Origin of the sequence: Staphylococcus simulans (assembly GCF_003043455.1) — a bacterium.
GTDB classification, from domain to species: Bacteria; Bacillota; Bacilli; order Staphylococcales; family Staphylococcaceae; genus Staphylococcus; species Staphylococcus simulans_A.
This window is the reverse complement of record NZ_PZGG01000012.1, coordinates 21,174-37,398: the sequence shown is the minus strand read 5'-3', so window position 1 is coordinate 37,398 and position 16,225 is coordinate 21,174. Positions and strand designations below refer to the sequence as shown.

12 protein-coding genes are annotated in these 16,225 nt (G+C 36.5%); 9 read left to right on the top strand and 3 right to left on the bottom strand.

The window, feature by feature from the left end; all coding sequences use genetic code 11:
- The first annotated feature begins 20 nt into the window (after positions 1–20).
- Positions 21–425, top strand: a complete 405-nt coding sequence (locus tag BU038_RS03730) for a DUF2188 domain-containing protein (protein ID WP_002479794.1) — start codon at positions 21–23, stop codon at positions 423–425.
- A 192-nt stretch (positions 426–617) separates the two neighbouring features.
- Here the strand turns inward: BU038_RS03730 and BU038_RS03725 are convergent, their stop codons facing one another.
- Positions 618–1,817: a GTP-binding protein gene (locus tag BU038_RS03725; protein WP_107604873.1), complete on the bottom strand. Its 1,200-nt coding sequence runs from the start codon at positions 1,815–1,817 to the stop codon at positions 618–620.
- Between the two features lie 260 nt (positions 1,818–2,077).
- Between BU038_RS03725 and BU038_RS03720 the strand changes: the two genes are divergently transcribed.
- The 8 genes from BU038_RS03720 to BU038_RS03685 all read left to right on the top strand — a co-directional run bounded on the left by BU038_RS03720 (position 2,078) and on the right by BU038_RS03685 (position 12,213).
- Positions 2,078–2,788, top strand: coding sequence for a GTP pyrophosphokinase (locus BU038_RS03720; RefSeq protein ID WP_107604872.1), 711 nt, complete (start codon positions 2,078–2,080; stop codon positions 2,786–2,788).
- A gap of 601 nt (positions 2,789–3,389) precedes the next feature.
- Positions 3,390–5,489, top strand: coding sequence for an AAA family ATPase (locus BU038_RS03715; protein WP_107604871.1), 2,100 nt, complete (start codon positions 3,390–3,392; stop codon positions 5,487–5,489).
- Between the two features lie 142 nt (positions 5,490–5,631).
- Complete coding sequence (locus BU038_RS03710) at positions 5,632–6,189, top strand: SA1002 family membrane protein (RefSeq protein WP_107604870.1); 558 nt, start codon at positions 5,632–5,634, stop codon at positions 6,187–6,189.
- Between the two features lie 141 nt (positions 6,190–6,330).
- Positions 6,331–7,017: a GntR family transcriptional regulator gene (locus BU038_RS03705; protein WP_107604869.1), complete on the top strand. Its 687-nt coding sequence runs from the start codon at positions 6,331–6,333 to the stop codon at positions 7,015–7,017.
- 11 nt (positions 7,018–7,028) lie between these two features.
- A complete protein-coding gene (gene gntK / locus BU038_RS03700; protein ID WP_107604868.1) occupies positions 7,029–8,564 on the top strand; it encodes a gluconokinase in 1,536 nt (511 codons plus the stop codon).
- A gap of 136 nt (positions 8,565–8,700) precedes the next feature.
- Positions 8,701–10,062 carry a gluconate:H+ symporter gene (locus BU038_RS03695; RefSeq protein WP_107604867.1) on the top strand — a complete coding sequence of 454 codons (1,362 nt, stop codon included), beginning with the start codon at positions 8,701–8,703 and terminating at the stop codon, positions 10,060–10,062.
- A 73-nt stretch (positions 10,063–10,135) separates the two neighbouring features.
- Entirely contained in the window at positions 10,136–10,915 is a 780-nt protein-coding gene (locus BU038_RS03690) for a hypothetical protein (protein WP_107604866.1), read from the top strand.
- A 44-nt stretch (positions 10,916–10,959) separates the two neighbouring features.
- Complete coding sequence (locus tag BU038_RS03685) at positions 10,960–12,213, top strand: acetylornithine deacetylase (protein ID WP_107604865.1); 1,254 nt, start codon at positions 10,960–10,962, stop codon at positions 12,211–12,213.
- Positions 12,214–12,317: 104 nt separating this feature from the next.
- Here BU038_RS03685 and BU038_RS03680 read toward each other — a convergent pair whose 3' ends face one another.
- Together BU038_RS03680 and ppx are read right to left on the bottom strand one after the other, a co-directional pair.
- On the bottom strand, positions 12,318–14,486 hold the full coding sequence (locus BU038_RS03680; protein WP_107604864.1) for an RNA degradosome polyphosphate kinase: 2,169 nt from the start codon (positions 14,484–14,486) through the stop codon (positions 12,318–12,320).
- A gap of 205 nt (positions 14,487–14,691) precedes the next feature.
- Entirely contained in the window at positions 14,692–16,221 is a 1,530-nt protein-coding gene (ppx, locus tag BU038_RS03675; RefSeq protein ID WP_107604886.1) for an exopolyphosphatase, read from the bottom strand.
- Between the last annotated feature and the right edge of the window lie 4 nt (positions 16,222–16,225).

Genomic DNA, 16,225 nt, shown 5'->3' with positions numbered 1-16,225 from the left:
ATTGAAGAGGAGGGCGTTATATGCCTTGGACATTAGATGACTATCCAAACACTTGGAAGAACTTAGATAAGCTGGAACGTAAAAAAGCGATTGATATCGGTAATGCGATGTTAAAAGATGGCTATGATGAAGGTACATTAATTCCAATTGCGACAAAGCAAGCTGAAGAGTGGTATAAAAATGCGTCGAAAGAAGAACTTGATGAGTTGAAAAACAAAAACATTACGAGTCACCAAAAAGATAAAGACGCACGTCCAGAATTAAACGAGAATGATGTCGAAGTCTATAAAGAAGATAACGAATGGAAAGTCAGAACACATGGTGCGAAACAAGCTGCAGACAGCTATGATAAGAAAGAAGAAGCGGTTAAACGTGCCAATGAAATCGCAGATAACCGTGGCACTAAAGTACATGTGAAATCTTAAATTAAGTGCACGATAATGATTATTTTAAATAGGACTTGGGTATTTTAAAAGTACCGATTCACAGTATGCAATATAATAAGAAACTGAGCGCGTTGCATTGTGAATCAAGGGAGCAACAGATACGATTATTAAAGAAGAAAGCCTCTTAACGGTTTGCGTTAAGAGGCTTTCGTATGTCTTATTTAAGATTGGTTATGCTTGAGTGATTTGCCAACCATAAGGTTCTGGTAATTGAGACCAATCTTGATCATATTCTTCTGTTGTTAATAAGCATTCGTCTAATGATTTTGTTAAAGCTTCTTGGTCTAAGTCTGTACCGATAATCACAAATTGTGTATGACGGTCGCCGAATTCAGGATCCCAGTTTTCACGAACATCTTCACGTTCTTGTAGGATTTCACGTTGTTGAGCTTCAGACATTGCCGCAACCCAGAACGTAACTGGGTGGATAGTTACTGAAGAACCTGCTTGAGACATTAAGCATGCCACATGATTATATTGTGCTAACCACACAATACCTTTAGCACGGACAATCGTATTCGGCATATTTTCTAACCATTTATGGAAGCGTTCTGCGTGGAATGGCATACGGCGCTCATATACAAATGAAGAAATACCGTATTCTTCAGTTTCTGGTGTATGTGTCGCATGACCGCCTTCTGTTAATTCTTGAAGCCAACCTGCAGAGTTTGAAGCCGCTTCAAAATCGAATAAACCAGTATTTAAGACATCGCTCAGTTCAACTACTGAATTTTGTGTACGGATAAATTTCGCAGTCGGTTGTAATTTACGTAAGATACCTTCTAATTTGTTTAACTCTTCTTCTGAAACTAAGTCTGTTTTGTTTAAGACTAAGACATCACAGAATTCGACTTGGTCAATTAATAAGTCAGCGATGGTGCGTTCGTCTTCTTCGCTTGTACCTTGATCGCGGTCAACTAATAAATCTTCTGATTTGATGTCGTTGATGAAGCGGTTCGCATCAACAACAGTAACCATTGTGTCTAAACGACAAATGCTTGTTAAATCAATACCGAGTTCATCATCTATATATGAGAATGTTTGTGCGACTGGTACAGGTTCAGAAATCCCTGTTGATTCAATCACGATTTGATCAATGCCGCCGCGTTTAACGATATTTTCTACTTCTTTTAATAAGTCTTCACGTAATGTACAGCAGATACAACCGTTAGAAAGTTCTACTAATTTTTCATCTGTACGTGAAATGCCCCCACCTTCAATAACTAAATCTTTATCGATGTTCACTTCACTTATGTCATTGACAATCACCGCGATGCGTAAGCCTTCTCTGTTTTGTAAGATATGGTTTAATAATGTTGTTTTACCTGAACCAAGGTACCCACTTAGCACCGTTACTGGTATTTTAGCCATAAAAAATCCTCCTATTTATATATACACACGTTTAATCGTAATTATTACGATTTATATTGTATAGAAAAAAAGAACGGTGCGCAAGGTGATGAGCCGAAACTATGAATGTTTTAAAATAAAGAATTGTCTATTAAATAGAAGGATACTTGTTTTGTATCTTTTAAAAATTTATACACAAAGATTCGTTTGTGAATTACAAATAATTAATTTTAAGTACAAACTCCGTTATAATAAAGGTGTCTGAAGAACGGGGGATTATTATGTATGTAGAGAGAAGAGAAACACTTAACCTTAACGCGCTTAAGGAAGATTTAAAACGTAATATCACAAAGTTTCAAGAACAGAATTATCGAATCGAAGAATTAGTGGATTTTGTGAGTTTACATCATTTGTATGCGTCAGCTTTAGAAGAAGTAAGTACGAAGTTAAGTATTCTAGATAATGACTTTCAAATCTTATATGAACATAATCCAATTCATCATATGGAACGACGTGTTAAAGAGATCAGCAGTTTAGTGCGTAAGCTGGAAACAAGGGGATTGCCAGTAACGACTGAATCTGCACGTCAAAATATCACGGACATCGCTGGAATTCGAGTGGTGTGCAATTACTTAGAAGATATTGAAGTCGTTGCATCTTTATTATTAAGACAAGCGGATGTTAAATTATTAAAACGTAAGGACTATATAGAAAAGCCAAAAGAAAACGGTTATCGCAGTCTGCATCTTGTAGTTTCAATACCTGTCTTCTTAACAGATACTGTTGAGTACGTACCAGTTGAAATTCAACTCCGTACAATTGGTATGGATATGTGGGCTAGCCTTGAACATAAATTACGCTATAAAAATGCGACAAATACAGAAGTTTATAAAAATACATTAAAAGAATGTGCAGAAGAAATCGAAACAGTAGAGTATAAGCTGCAGAAAATGTATGGTGATATTTTGAAGCAAGTCAGCCATGAAGAATAACGGAAAAGAAGTTGAGTCTTTGAAAGATTCAACTTCTTTTTTAATGGAAAAGTTTATGTAATGTTCACAGAAGCGGTCAGATGGTAGATAACTTAGTTATTTGGTATATTTAACCGAAAAAATCCAAAAAAACTTAAAAAAACTTTGAAAAATGCATATTTAGTACTTGATTAATGCATAAATATACGTTATAATTACATATGTAAGGTTGATAAAGGCGATAACTAAAGGAATGAAGTTATTTGACTTTAATTGACCAAATAATAATTATACAAATTTTAACTTGAAAACAAGACATGGAATTGCAAGGACACAATAGATAATTAAGAAGTAAATATATAGAGACATGTAAAACTAAAGAAAGTGTTTTGAATTTTTGACAAGGTGGTATATTTTGAATGTAAATAGTAGTTTAACTTGTCAACTAATTGAATATCCGAATCTAAAGCACTTATCTGTTAATAATGCGACACGCATAACGAAAAAGTATTGTGTACTTGCCACAAGAAAAATATAAATGGAAGTGTAAAACAGTTATTTTAAGACAGACAGAAATTATTAAAATAATGGAGTTTTACCAATTAACGGAGGTTATGAATATATGAATAACGGATTTTTCGGAAATGAATTTGACTCAATTTTTAGAAGAATGATGCAAGATATGCAAAATGCAGATGGAAATAAAAAATATTATATTAATGGTCGTGAAGTATCACCTGAACAATTACAAGCATTACAACAACAACAAGGTGGTCACCCTTCACAACAAGTACAAAGTGCACAACCAGGACAAGCTGGTGGTGGACAAGGCGGCGAAGACTACTTAGAAAAAGTAGGCCGTAACTTAACTGAAGAAGCAAGACAAGGCTTATTAGATCCAGTAATCGGACGTGACAAAGAAGTTCAAGATACTGCAGAAGTATTAAGCCGTCGTAATAAAAACAACCCAATCTTAGTCGGTGAAGCTGGTGTAGGTAAATCAGCAATCGTTGAAGGATTGGCACAAGCAATTGTGAAAGGTAATGTACCAGCAGCAATTAAAGATAAAGAAATTATCTCAGTAAACATTTCTTCATTAGAAGCAGGTACACAATACCGTGGTGCTTTCGAAGAAAACATCCAACAATTGCTAGACAGCGTTAAAGAAAGAAAAAATGTTATCTTATTCTTTGACGAAATTCACCAAATCATCGGATCAGGTTCAACTGGCGGAGACTCAGGAAGCAAAGGTTTATCTGACATTATCAAACCAGCATTGAGCCGTGGTGAAATCTCAGTAATTGGTGCAACAACTCAAGACGAATACAGAAACAACATCTTGAAAGACCCAGCTTTAGCACGTCGTTTCAATGAAGTTGTTGTAAAAGAACCATCAGCACAAGATACAATCAAAATCTTAGAAGGTGTTCGTGAAAAATTCGAAGAACACCACAATGTAAAATTACCTGATGATGTATTGAAAGCTTGTGTAGACTTATCTATTCAATACGTGCCACAACGTTTATTACCGGATAAAGCTTTAGATATCTTAGATATCACAGCTGCACACTTAGCTGCACAAAATCCAGTAGTAGACAAAGTGGAAGTTGAAAAAGAAATTAAAGAATTAGAAGATAAAAAATCTAAAGCAGTCAGCGAAGAAGCTTATTCTGATGCAGACAAATATCAAAAAGAAGTCAAAGAATTACAAGATAGACTTGAATCAGGTCATGGCGAAGGTTCAACAGCAACTGTTCAAGACGTGGCAGATACTGTAGAACGTATGACTGGTATTCCAGTATCACAAATGGACGACAATGATATTGCTCGTTTGAAAAACATTTCTAAACGACTAAAAAGCAAAATCATCGGTCAAGATAAAGCCGTAGATATGGTAGCTCGTGCTATCCGTCGTAACCGTGCAGGTTTCGATGAAGGTAACAGACCAATCGGCAGCTTCTTATTCGTAGGTCCTACTGGTGTAGGTAAAACTGAATTAGCTAAACAATTATCAATTGACTTATTCGGTAATAAAGAAGCGTTAATTAAATTAGACATGAGTGAATACATGGACCGTACAGCTGTATCTAAATTAATCGGTACATCTGCAGGTTATGTAGGTTATGATGATAACTCTAATACTTTAACTGAAAAAGTAAGACGTAATCCTTACTCAGTCATCTTATTCGATGAAATCGAAAAAGCGAACCCACAAATCTTAACTTTATTACTACAAGTGATGGATGACGGTAACTTGACAGACGGTCAAGGTAATGTCGTGAACTTCAAAAACACAATCATCATCTGTACTTCAAACGCAGGTTTCGGTGATGGTGATGAAGGAGATCGCGAAGCATTAATGGACGATCTTAAAAAATTCTTCCGTCCAGAATTCCTTAACCGCTTCAACGGCATCGTAGAATTCGTTCACTTAGACAAAGATGCATTACAAGATATCATCAACTTATTATTAGATGACGTTGCTGATACACTTGATAAAAAAGGCATCTCACTTGAAGTTAGTCAAGATGCTAAAGATTGGTTGATTGACCAAGGTTACGATGCAGAACTTGGTGCACGTCCATTACGTCGTGTGGTTGAAAGAGAAATTCGTGACCGTATCACAGACTACTACCTAGAACACACAGATGTGAAAGACATCGAAGTAACTATCGATGGCGATGACATCTTAATCAACGGTGAAAAAGTAGATTCTCTATAATCCGCACTTGAATAAACAATTGAATCACATTTAAATTTCACGCTCTCATCTATAGGAATATGGATGAGGGCTTTTTTTGTTGTTTTGAAAACAAAAAAGGGTAGTAGAAGAATAAAATTAAGTATATAAGCGAGGTAACACCATGATTATACTGAATATAATTGTCATCTTAGCACTGTTTTTACTCACTGGGTTTTTATCAGGCCGCTATCGTGATCGATTTTTGTTTTTTAAATCATTTGGTTTAAGTATTATCATGATTATTTCTGGGTTAGTTTCTTTATTGTTATCAGGCAGCTTAGTCTATTTCATCTTTGTGAAATTATTGAATGATGACGGTAGTATATTTATTTTCGGGGTCATCACCATTTTGATGGCTGGTATCTTCAATTACTTTGTGATACTGCAGTTAATTAAATGGAACGATTATAATGAAATGTTAGTAGCAATTTTAGAATACTATATTCAGTGGACAACAATTTTCTTTACGCTCTATCAATTTTTAACAAGTGATAAAGCGACACTTAAACAAATTGGAGAGCTCAAAATATCTACGCAAACACTAGACTTGAATCTATTGAATATTATTATTTTGCCTGTCTTATTAGTGAGTTGGATTGCGTTAGCGATGGTTAGACTTTTTATTAAAGATCATAAAATGGCACGTGAGGAATCAAAAAAAGAAGATGAAAAACCGTAATGACAAGAAGTTGAAGAAATAAGATGTGATAAACGTCTTTTCAATTTCTTGTTTTTTTAATTGTTTGTAAGCGATTGCAATCTTCGCAACTTTGTATTAATATACTTGTATACAAGTATGTAGAACGAAAAGAGGTGCGTGATGGAAAAACAATATCCGAAACAATGGTTAGCGAATATGACAACAGGGGAAGCAGTTGCGGCTGAGTTACGTTTGAAGATTATCAGTGGTGAATTGACATCAGAGGATGCGTTAACTGAAAATCAAGTTGCTAAGCAATTCAATGTCAGTCGTTCTCCTGTGCGTGATGCGTTTAAATTATTGAAACAAGATCAATTGATTCGTTTAGAACGTATGGGGGCAGATGTCTTAACGTTTGGCGAAGCTGAGCGTCGTGAAGTGTATGATTTACGTATCATGATGGAATCTTTTGCGTTTGCGCGCATTCAAGATGAAGAACGTGCAGTATTAGCTAAAAACATGCGTAAGCATCTAGAGATGATGAAAGTCGCTGTTCAGTTTGAAGATGCAGAATCTTTTACCGAACATGATATTTTATTTCATGAAGTATTGATTGATGCGACCAAACATCGTTATTTACTAAGCAGTTGGAATAATATTAAGCCGATTTTATTGTGTTTAATCTTGTTGTCGATGCGAGAGAGAATGCAGACAAATCCTGACGATTTTGAACGAATTCATGCCAACCACGAAATCTACGCACAAGCCGTTGAACATAATGATACAGCATTATTACGGGATGCATTTCACCGTAATTTTGATGATGTCGGAGATTATATCAGCGCATTATTTTTAGAAAAGAAATAGGAGGTTAAACCATGAAGTATATGATTGGAGTCGATATCGGTACCACGAGTACGAAAGCAGTTCTTTATGATGAACATGGCCAATATTTGTTGAAACATAATATCGGTTATGACATGCAGACACCGGATGTTGATACCTCTGAAGAAAATCCAGATGAAATTTTTGATGCTGTCTTAATGACAATTAAGGCAGTCATACGAGAAGGTAAAGTAGGACCAGATGATGTGAAATTAATTGCGTTCAGTGCGCAAATGCATAGTTTAATCGCAATGGACAATAATCAAAAACCATTAACAGAAAGTATCACTTGGGCGGATAACCGCGCAAGTCGACACGCTGAAGAAATTCGCCAACAACATAACGGTCATGAAATCTATAAACGCACAGGCACGCCGATTCATCCGATGTCGCCGTTGTCTAAAATTTATTGGTTGAAAGAGGAACATCCAGAGATTTACCAGCAAGCGACGAAATATATTGATATCAAAAGTTATGTCTTATACCAATTATATGGACGTTATGTGATGGATCATTCTATTGCTTCAGCAACAGGTATGATGAATCTTGAAACTTTAACTTGGGACAAGCCAGCGTTAGATTTACTTGGGATTACACCAGAACAATTACCTGAACTAGTACCGACTACGTATATCTTAAAAGGTATGAAACAACGCTATGCTACTTTATTAGGTCTAAACAAAGAGACACCTATAGTCATCGGCGCAAGTGATGGCGTGCTATCAAACTTAGGTGTGAACAGCTTCAAGAAAGGTGAAGTAGCGGTAACAATCGGGACATCAGGTGCGATTCGTACCGTGATTGATCATCCAAGAACGGATGAGAAAGAACGTATTTTCTGTTATGTGTTAGATGAGGGACAATATGTGATTGGCGGTCCAGTGAATAATGGCGGTATTATTTTACGCTGGTTGCGTGATGAGTTGCTTGCGAGTGAGGTAGAAACGGCGAAACGTCTTGGAGTCGATCCTTATGATGTTTTAACGAAAATAGCCAGTCGTGTAGAACCTGGTGCGAAAGGTCTGATTTTTCATCCTTATCTTGCAGGTGAACGTGCACCTTTATGGAATGCGGATGCACGAGGTTCGTACTTCGGTTTAACATTATCTCACCAAAAAGAACATATGATTCGCGCAGCACTTGAAGGTATTTTATACAATCTGTATACCGTTTATCTTGCGTTAATTGAAATGATGGGCGAAACGCCGACGGCCATCAAGGCAACAGGTGGTTTTGCGAAGAGTGAAATGTGGCGTCAAATGATGTCAGATATCTTTGATACAGATTTGATTGTACCTGAAAGTTATGAAAGTTCTTCGCTAGGTGCGTGTGTCTTAGGATTGAAAGCTTTAGGTGAAATTGAAGACTTTTCAATTATTGAAGAGATGGTCGGAACGACACATGCGCATCAACCGAATCAAGCCGCTGTAGAAATTTATCAACAATTGATTGGTATCTACATTGATTTGAGCCGTAGTTTGGCTCCGCAATATCGTAAGATCGCAGATTTCCAAAGAAAACATTTATAAAATAGAGAACCATGAGTCACTGAGAAAAAGCAGTTGGAGTGTCTATCCATAAACTATTAAGCACTTCGGCTTTTTCTTTGACTACTGATGTAAACGTTATCAGTAGTGAGACTTATGATGAAAGCGAGGAAAAAGCATGTTTACAGAAATTTGGCCGTTAATCACGGTGGTCATTGGTATTTTAATTTTATTAGCACTCATTATTGTGTTGAAGTTGAACACGTTTATTTCATTAATTATCACATCAATGGTCACTGCGTTGATGTTAGGTATGCCGCTGGACAAAGTGGTTGAAACCGTTGAAAAAGGAATGGGTAGTACGCTCGGACATATCGCAATTATCTTCGGATTAGGTGCGATTTTAGGTAAGTTACTCTCTGATGGCGGCGGTGCGACACGTATCGCAGATACATTAATTGATAAATTTGGAGAGAAACATGTCCAATGGGCAATGGTTGTCGCAGCTTTTGTGATTGGGATTGCCTTATTCTTCGAAGTTGGACTTGTACTATTAATACCGCTAGTCTTCACTTTAGCAAAACGTACAAAAGTATCTCCGCTTAAAATCGGGTTGCCGATGATTACAGCGTTATCTGTAACGCATGGCTTCTTGCCACCGCATCCTGGACCAGTAGTCATCGCAAAAGAATTACATGCTTCATTAGGTGAAGTATTATTATATGGTTTCATTATCGCGATTCCAGTCACAATTATTGCAGGTCCGGTATTCGGTAAAATTGCACAAAAATTGACACCGACTGCTTATACAAGAGAAGGCGACATTTCATCATTAGGTGCACAAAAAGAATTTAAAGATTCAGAGATGCCAGGTTTTGGTATCAGTGTGTTAACTGCGACACTTCCTGTTATTTTGATGTTGATTGCGACGGTTGTTCAATTGATTACAGGTAATGTGGAAAATTCTAAAAATGCGTTTATCGGTATTATCAACTTCATTGGTACAGCTGATACAGCAATGTTGATTGCGGTACTCTTTGCGATGGTGACAATGGGTCTCAGACAAGGCCGCAACAACAAAGCGATTATGCAGTCTGTAACAGATGCGATTTATCCAATCGGTATGATGATCTTGATTATCGGTGGCGGCGGTACGTTCAAGCAAGTCCTGATTGACGGCGGTGTCGGCGATACGATTGCGAAGATGTTCGAAGGCTCAACAATGTCTCCGATTTTACTGGCATGGATTGTTGCGGCAGTCTTACGTCTCGCGCTAGGTTCTGCGACAGTTGCGGCAATTTCTACAACAGGTATTGTTTTACCGTTGCTACAAGCTAGTGATGTCAATGTCGCATTAGTCGTGCTTGCGATTGGTGCCGGCAGTGTGATTTTATCTCACGTCAACGATGCAGGATTCTGGATGTTTAAAGAATATTTCGGTTTGACGATTAAAGAAACTTTCTTAACTTGGTCATTACTTGAAACGATTATTTCCGTTTCAGGACTTATCTTTATATTATTCTTAAGTTTATTCGTATAGATTTAGAACGCACGTGTCTTTCATTAGATACGTGCTTTTTTGTTATAGTTATAGTAAAGAAGAGGTGAAGACCATGACACGTTTGGTGATAGTAGAAGATGTTTCGCTTACAGCAAAATACATATTAGAAACTATAGATACAACGCAATATGAAATTCTTGTTTTATATGATGCAAATCGAGAGGCTGATAAACAAGCTGGATTAAGCTATCAAGCTATGGATTATATAGATTTATCATATTGGCAGAAATACATAGAAAAAGAAGATATCGTACTGATAAATGCATTGCCTGAAATGTTTGGAGATGGCTTGTGGCACGGTAAGTCTCAAGTTTTACGTCAATTGATTAAAGACTTTGTATATGCGACTGAACCCATAGAAGTGATTGAGTATGATGATGTCATCGCATATAAAAAAGTAAAGAAGAAACAAGCTGCTTCGCTTCAATGTATGTCATTACCTCAAGACTACACGGTTCATCAAAGCATTGTTGCTTATGCATATTACCTAAAGAAAATGTCTTTAGGTCTTATTCAAGTGAAGGAACAACCTGAACGCTTTGATATTCACTTACTCAATATCAACCGTCCGTTGATAGCGATGAAACAAATCAATCTTACACAAGGTGTCAAACTAATGATTCAACCAAATAGTTTGTTGTATCAATCTAAAAATAACGCGTCATCTTTTTATTTTATTCATAGTAATCAAGCGCTTTATACCTGTTTAGCGCATTTTACACCTCGTTTACCTTGGAGAATTTATAAGTATACACAAGCGGTGATACATGAATGGGTCATGCGAGGATTTCGCAGTTATTTAAGAGGATTAAATCAGGGTAACGAGAAGTGAAACAAGTATAAAATAAACCATCACATTTGGAAAGGAAGAGGAACATGGAACGTCGTTTATTTGAATTGTTGAAATGGTTAGTGGAACACCCGACAGAAAGTCCGCCAGCACGTAATACAGATCCGTTGCAAATAGAAATACAAAATTACTTAGAAGGATTAGGCTTTGAAGTCAAACGTGAACCTTTATATGACAATGACAGTATTGTGGTCGGTGTATTAGCTGGTGAAAATAGCGATGCACCAAAACTGATTTTAAATGGTCATGTGGATGTCGCAAATGTAGAAGATCCTAAACATTGGCAATATCCGCCATTTAAATTAACCGAAGTAGATGATGCAGTGTATGGTCGAGGTGTCAGTGATATGAAGGGCGGGATGGCTTCGCTCTTTTATGTCTTAGAACAACTGCATGCACAAGGATTAAAGCCGAAAGGTGATATTATTGTTCAATCTGTTGTGGGTGAAGAAGTTGGAGAAGCCGGCACAAAGACAGCATGTGAATTAAGTCCTAAAGCTGACTTAGCCTTGGTGCTAGATACAAGTGATTCACAAGCGCTAGGACAAGGCGGTGTCATCACAGGTTGGATTACAATACAAAGTAAAACAACAATCCATGATGGTGCACGTAGTCAAATGGTACATGCGGGTGGTGGCTTACATGGTGCGAGTGCGATTGAAAAGATGGCTAAAATCATTACAGCGTTAAAAGAGCTAGAACAACATTGGGCTGTCATGAAACATTATCCAGATATGCCTGCCGGTGCCAATACGATTAATCCAGCGGTCATTGAAGGCGGTCGTAATCCTGCATTTATCGCAGACACGTGTCGTTTATGGATCACAGTTCATTTCTTGCCTGATGAAGATTACCATGAAGTAATCAAAGAAATTGAAGCATATTTACATCGTGTGGCTGAAGCGGATGTCTGGTTACGAAATAATCCACTTCAATTTGAATGGGGCGGCACGTCTATGATTGAAGACCAAGGCGAAATCTTCCCAAGTTTCACACTGCCAGTAGAGCATGAAGGTTTCAAAACTTTAGCAAAAGCGCATGAAGCTATACATCACACACCGCTTGAAACAGGTATGTCAACAACAGTGACAGATGGCGGTTGGTTAGATGATTATGGCATACCGACGATTTTATATGGACCTGGATTATTAACAGAAGCACATAGTGTAGATGAAAAAATTAATAAAAAAGATTTAACGGAATATAGTGCAGTGTTATTGGAATTTCTAAAAAACTGGTATCAACTTCCTAAATCAGCATCAACTATGAAAAAACAGTAAGCAGAAAATGGAAAATAGGAATAGATATAGGAATAGATAAATGAAAAGACCCGCGGTTGCGGGTCTTTACTTATTACTCATATTTTACTGATATGAGACTTATTTTAAGATTTAAATGTGTTTTTTAAACGTGAAATCCAATTACGTCTTGGTTGAGTCGTACTCTTGGGACGTACCTCAGTAAATGGTGTTTTGTGTTTGATAGCTTTAGCTAATTCAACTGCTTGATGCATCAAGTAAAGTTGTGAATTTAATGGTAGTTGATTGTTATTAACATAATGGTAGATACCATTTTTATCTTGATAACGGCCTTTTTGATTATCAGATAATTGTAAGTTCACAAAGTTTAATAAGCGTTCTCTGATTTTCGCATCATGAACAGGGAATAAAATTTCTACACGTTTAATCATGTTACGTGTCATCGCATCTGCAGATGATAAATAGATTTTTTCATCACCATTGTTGTGGAAGTAGTAGATACGAGAATGTTCTAAGAAACGACCTACAATACTAACGACTTGGATATTTTCGCTGACACCTGGCACACCTGGTTTCAAGCAGCAGATACCACGAATAATCAATTGAATTTTAACACCTGCTTGTGAGGCTTCAAATAACTTTTTGATAATCGTTTTATCTGTTAAAGAGTTCATTTTCATAATAATATGACCATTGCCATATTCTTGATGGTTTTTGATTTCAGTTTCAATACGCTCTACGAATACATCACGGATATCAAATGGTGCCACAATCAATTCATTGTAATGAGGTTTGATTGAGTAACCACTTAAGTAGTTGAAGAAGTTAATCGCATCTTCAGCAATCCCTTTATGTGTTGTGATGATACCCATATCTGTATAGATTTCAGCTGTTTTATCGTTATAGTTACCAGTACCTAAGTGTACAAACGGTACAAGACGACCTTTTAAGCGTTTAACTACTAATGTGATTTTACTGTGTGTTTTCAGATGTGTCATACCGTAAATTACGTGGCATCCTGCATCTTCTAACATACGTGCCCAGTGAACGTTGTTTTCTTCGTCGAAGCGGGCTTTCAATTCAACAAGTACTGTAACTTGTTTACCTTGTTCTGCCGCATATTTCAAGCTTTTGATAATAGGTGAATCCTTGCTGACACGATACAATGTTTGTTTAATCGCAATCGTATTTGGATCTTCAGCAGCTTCACGGATAAAATCAACAATCGGCTCGAAAGATTCATACGGATGATGGAAGAAAATATCACGTTTTAACGCTAAATCATAGACGTCATTATAGCCTAGTGATTCAGGAATTTGTGGTGTATAACGGTCATAACGTAAGTTCGGTAGTTGCGGTGTTAAATAACCGACTAAACCAAACGCCATTGTTAAATCTAAAGGACCGTCTACAAAATAAACATCTTCATCTTGAATTTCTAACTGTTCTTTTAGACCTTCAATGTCTAACTCATTTGTATTACGTGAATCAACTTCTAAACGTACAGCTGAACCGCTTTTACGCATTTTCAAGAAGCGTTCGATTTCGATTAATAAATCTTCAGCTCCATCTTCATGAATCGTTAAGTCAGCATTACGTGTAATACGGAATGTAAACGTCTTGCGGATGTCATAACCTTGGAAGAGGTATTCAATGAAATAATCGATAACATCTTCAATCATTAAGACGTATTGTTTATCTTCATCTTTTAAAACCATGAAGCGATCAATTAGCGATGGGATTTGAACAATCGCTGTATTAGTTGCTTCATCAGTATCTAACTCAACAAAGATATTTAAACTTTTATTAACCAGCTTAGGGAATGGATGGTAGGCATCAATACCTAGCGGTGTTAATGTCGGTAAAATGTTGTATTTGAATTCTTGTTCTAATTCGTTTTGTAATGCTTCACTTAATTCATGTGGTTTTGTAGTAATCACATTATATTCGCGTAACTGCTTTGTTAATTCGTTATAACGTTCATACTGTAAATCAACCATTGGTTTGTTTTTTTCTTTAATGGCAGCCAGTTGTTGTTTAGGTGTCATTTGTGATTTATTTTCGGGTTTATTGAAGTTCATTTTAACTTGGTCTTGCAGACCGGCTACACGGACCATAAAGAACTCATCAAGGTTAGATGCGAAAATCGCAATAAAATTGAATTGTTCTAATAAAGGATTTGTTTTGTCGCTCGCTTCTTGTAGGACACGATAGTTGAAGTCGAGCCAGCTTAATTCTCGGTTATTGTAAAACTCTGGTTTGTTGATATCTTTTTCAACGACTTGATTTTCCATAATGACCACCCCATGGTAAGTAAATAGACTTTATTTGAATATAAAATTGAAATGACAAAGTTCATAGATGTCATTCAGAGATGTCAGTAATTACAATTTAAATTTTATGTTGAACGCTCAAGTGCAACTTGTTGTATAACTTAATTCATTGTATACAAATGCTTAAATTCACAGAAACATCCATTTGTAACTTAACACATTAATGTTAAGATTTTGTAAAGTTTATTGATACTTTTCCTTTTAATACTTTTTCTAGGTGTTTCTTTTGACGATTTGTTTGATATTCTTCTGCAATCGGATGTCCAGTGTAATAGGCATTTAAGGTGTAATGGTCTTTATCATTTTTTACGAGTTCGATGCGTTTGATTGGATTTGTATGTGAAACATTTAGGGCATCGATGAATTTCAAAATGCCGCCAAGAGACTGTAGGTGGCTTAGTTCGTCACTATTCAACCAGCCTGTTTCATCATTATAGAATTTTAATAAACTTTTATTTTTAAAACTTGCCATTAACGCTAATTGAACTCGGTCATGGTGACTAAAACCATCAATCATTGAGTTTGAGATAATATAATACGTATGTTGTGATGCTGAATCAGCATCGATAAAACGACCTAAATAATAAATATAAGCGGCTTGTTTAAACAGACGTTGATCCTTTTCAGACAACTTGATAATGTCTTGTTCTTTCAGTTGATCTAATAAGTCACCAGCTAAAACGACACGTTGTTTAGCACCGACACCTTCGTGTTTATACGTATTCGACAATTGATATAATGCACGATTACGTACGTTAAAACGATCGAAAGCATCTTTAATCTTTTGGTTCAATTGATACATCACATAGCCTTCACGTAAACCTTTTCTAGAGAAAGTGAATTGTGTCGCATCTACTTGTTTAAACAATGCTTTAAAGACAGCGACAGCAGGAAGAATAATATCTACGCGGTCTCGACTTAAACCATCTAAGTTTGTTAAATCATCACGTGAACTGTCTTCAATTAAATCAAAGACTTGGTTCAAGTCATCACCTGTCATGGTATAACAATGTACACCGCCGATAGGGTAAGCGACTTCAGATTGATGGATGCGTGCCACGTTACGTGCAGAACCGCCGACGCCGACTAAAGCTACTTTTTGGTTATTGATCCAATCAAGAGAACCAAAGGCTTTGTCTAAGAATTTCTGCATTTTTTTAATCGCATCTTTGTCGTTATGATCTTTACCTTCAAAGAATTTACGAGATAAAGTAACGACACCGAATGGGAAACTGTGCGAATGAATCAACTCTTTTCCTTTAAATAACGTAACTTCAGTTGAGCCACCGCCGATATCGACAGAAAGTCCATCTACAATGGCAGTAGAGTTGATAATTGCATAGAAACCGTAATAAGCTTCATCTAATTCTGGAACGATAGATAGTTTCATACCGATTTTTTTCTTCACTTGTTTTAAAATGTCATCTCTGTTTTTCGATTGACGAATTGCTGCTGTCGCAATTGGATGCAGTTCATCTACTTTATATTCATCTGCGACTTTCTTAAAGCTTTGTAATGCTGAAATTAAGACTTGAATACCTTCATCATTCATTGTTAAGTCATCTTCAAGATATTGACTTAAACGTGCAGGTGTCTTTATATTTTGTATTTCCGTAAGGCCTGTTTTACTATCGTATTCAAACACAACTAATCTGATGGTGTTTGAACCGATATCGATTAATCCAATGCGTTTCATGAGA

What these genes read in the sequence shown, in the direction of transcription:
- BU038_RS03730 (WP_002479794.1), top strand. Translation starts at nt 21, where the DNA reads ATGCCTTGGACATTAGATGACTATCCAAACACTTGGAAGAACTTAGAT.
- BU038_RS03725 (WP_107604873.1), bottom strand. Translation starts at nt 1,817, where the DNA reads ATGGCTAAAATACCAGTAACGGTGCTAAGTGGGTACCTTGGTTCAGGT.
- BU038_RS03720 (WP_107604872.1), top strand. Translation starts at nt 2,078, where the DNA reads ATGTATGTAGAGAGAAGAGAAACACTTAACCTTAACGCGCTTAAGGAA.
- BU038_RS03715 (WP_107604871.1), top strand. Translation starts at nt 3,390, where the DNA reads ATGAATAACGGATTTTTCGGAAATGAATTTGACTCAATTTTTAGAAGA.
- BU038_RS03710 (WP_107604870.1), top strand. Translation starts at nt 5,632, where the DNA reads ATGATTATACTGAATATAATTGTCATCTTAGCACTGTTTTTACTCACT.
- BU038_RS03705 (WP_107604869.1), top strand. Translation starts at nt 6,331, where the DNA reads ATGGAAAAACAATATCCGAAACAATGGTTAGCGAATATGACAACAGGG.
- gntK (WP_107604868.1), top strand. Translation starts at nt 7,029, where the DNA reads ATGAAGTATATGATTGGAGTCGATATCGGTACCACGAGTACGAAAGCA.
- BU038_RS03695 (WP_107604867.1), top strand. Translation starts at nt 8,701, where the DNA reads ATGTTTACAGAAATTTGGCCGTTAATCACGGTGGTCATTGGTATTTTA.
- BU038_RS03690 (WP_107604866.1), top strand. Translation starts at nt 10,136, where the DNA reads ATGACACGTTTGGTGATAGTAGAAGATGTTTCGCTTACAGCAAAATAC.
- BU038_RS03685 (WP_107604865.1), top strand. Translation starts at nt 10,960, where the DNA reads ATGGAACGTCGTTTATTTGAATTGTTGAAATGGTTAGTGGAACACCCG.
- BU038_RS03680 (WP_107604864.1), bottom strand. Translation starts at nt 14,486, where the DNA reads ATGGAAAATCAAGTCGTTGAAAAAGATATCAACAAACCAGAGTTTTAC.
- ppx (WP_107604886.1), bottom strand. Translation starts at nt 16,221, where the DNA reads ATGAAACGCATTGGATTAATCGATATCGGTTCAAACACCATCAGATTA.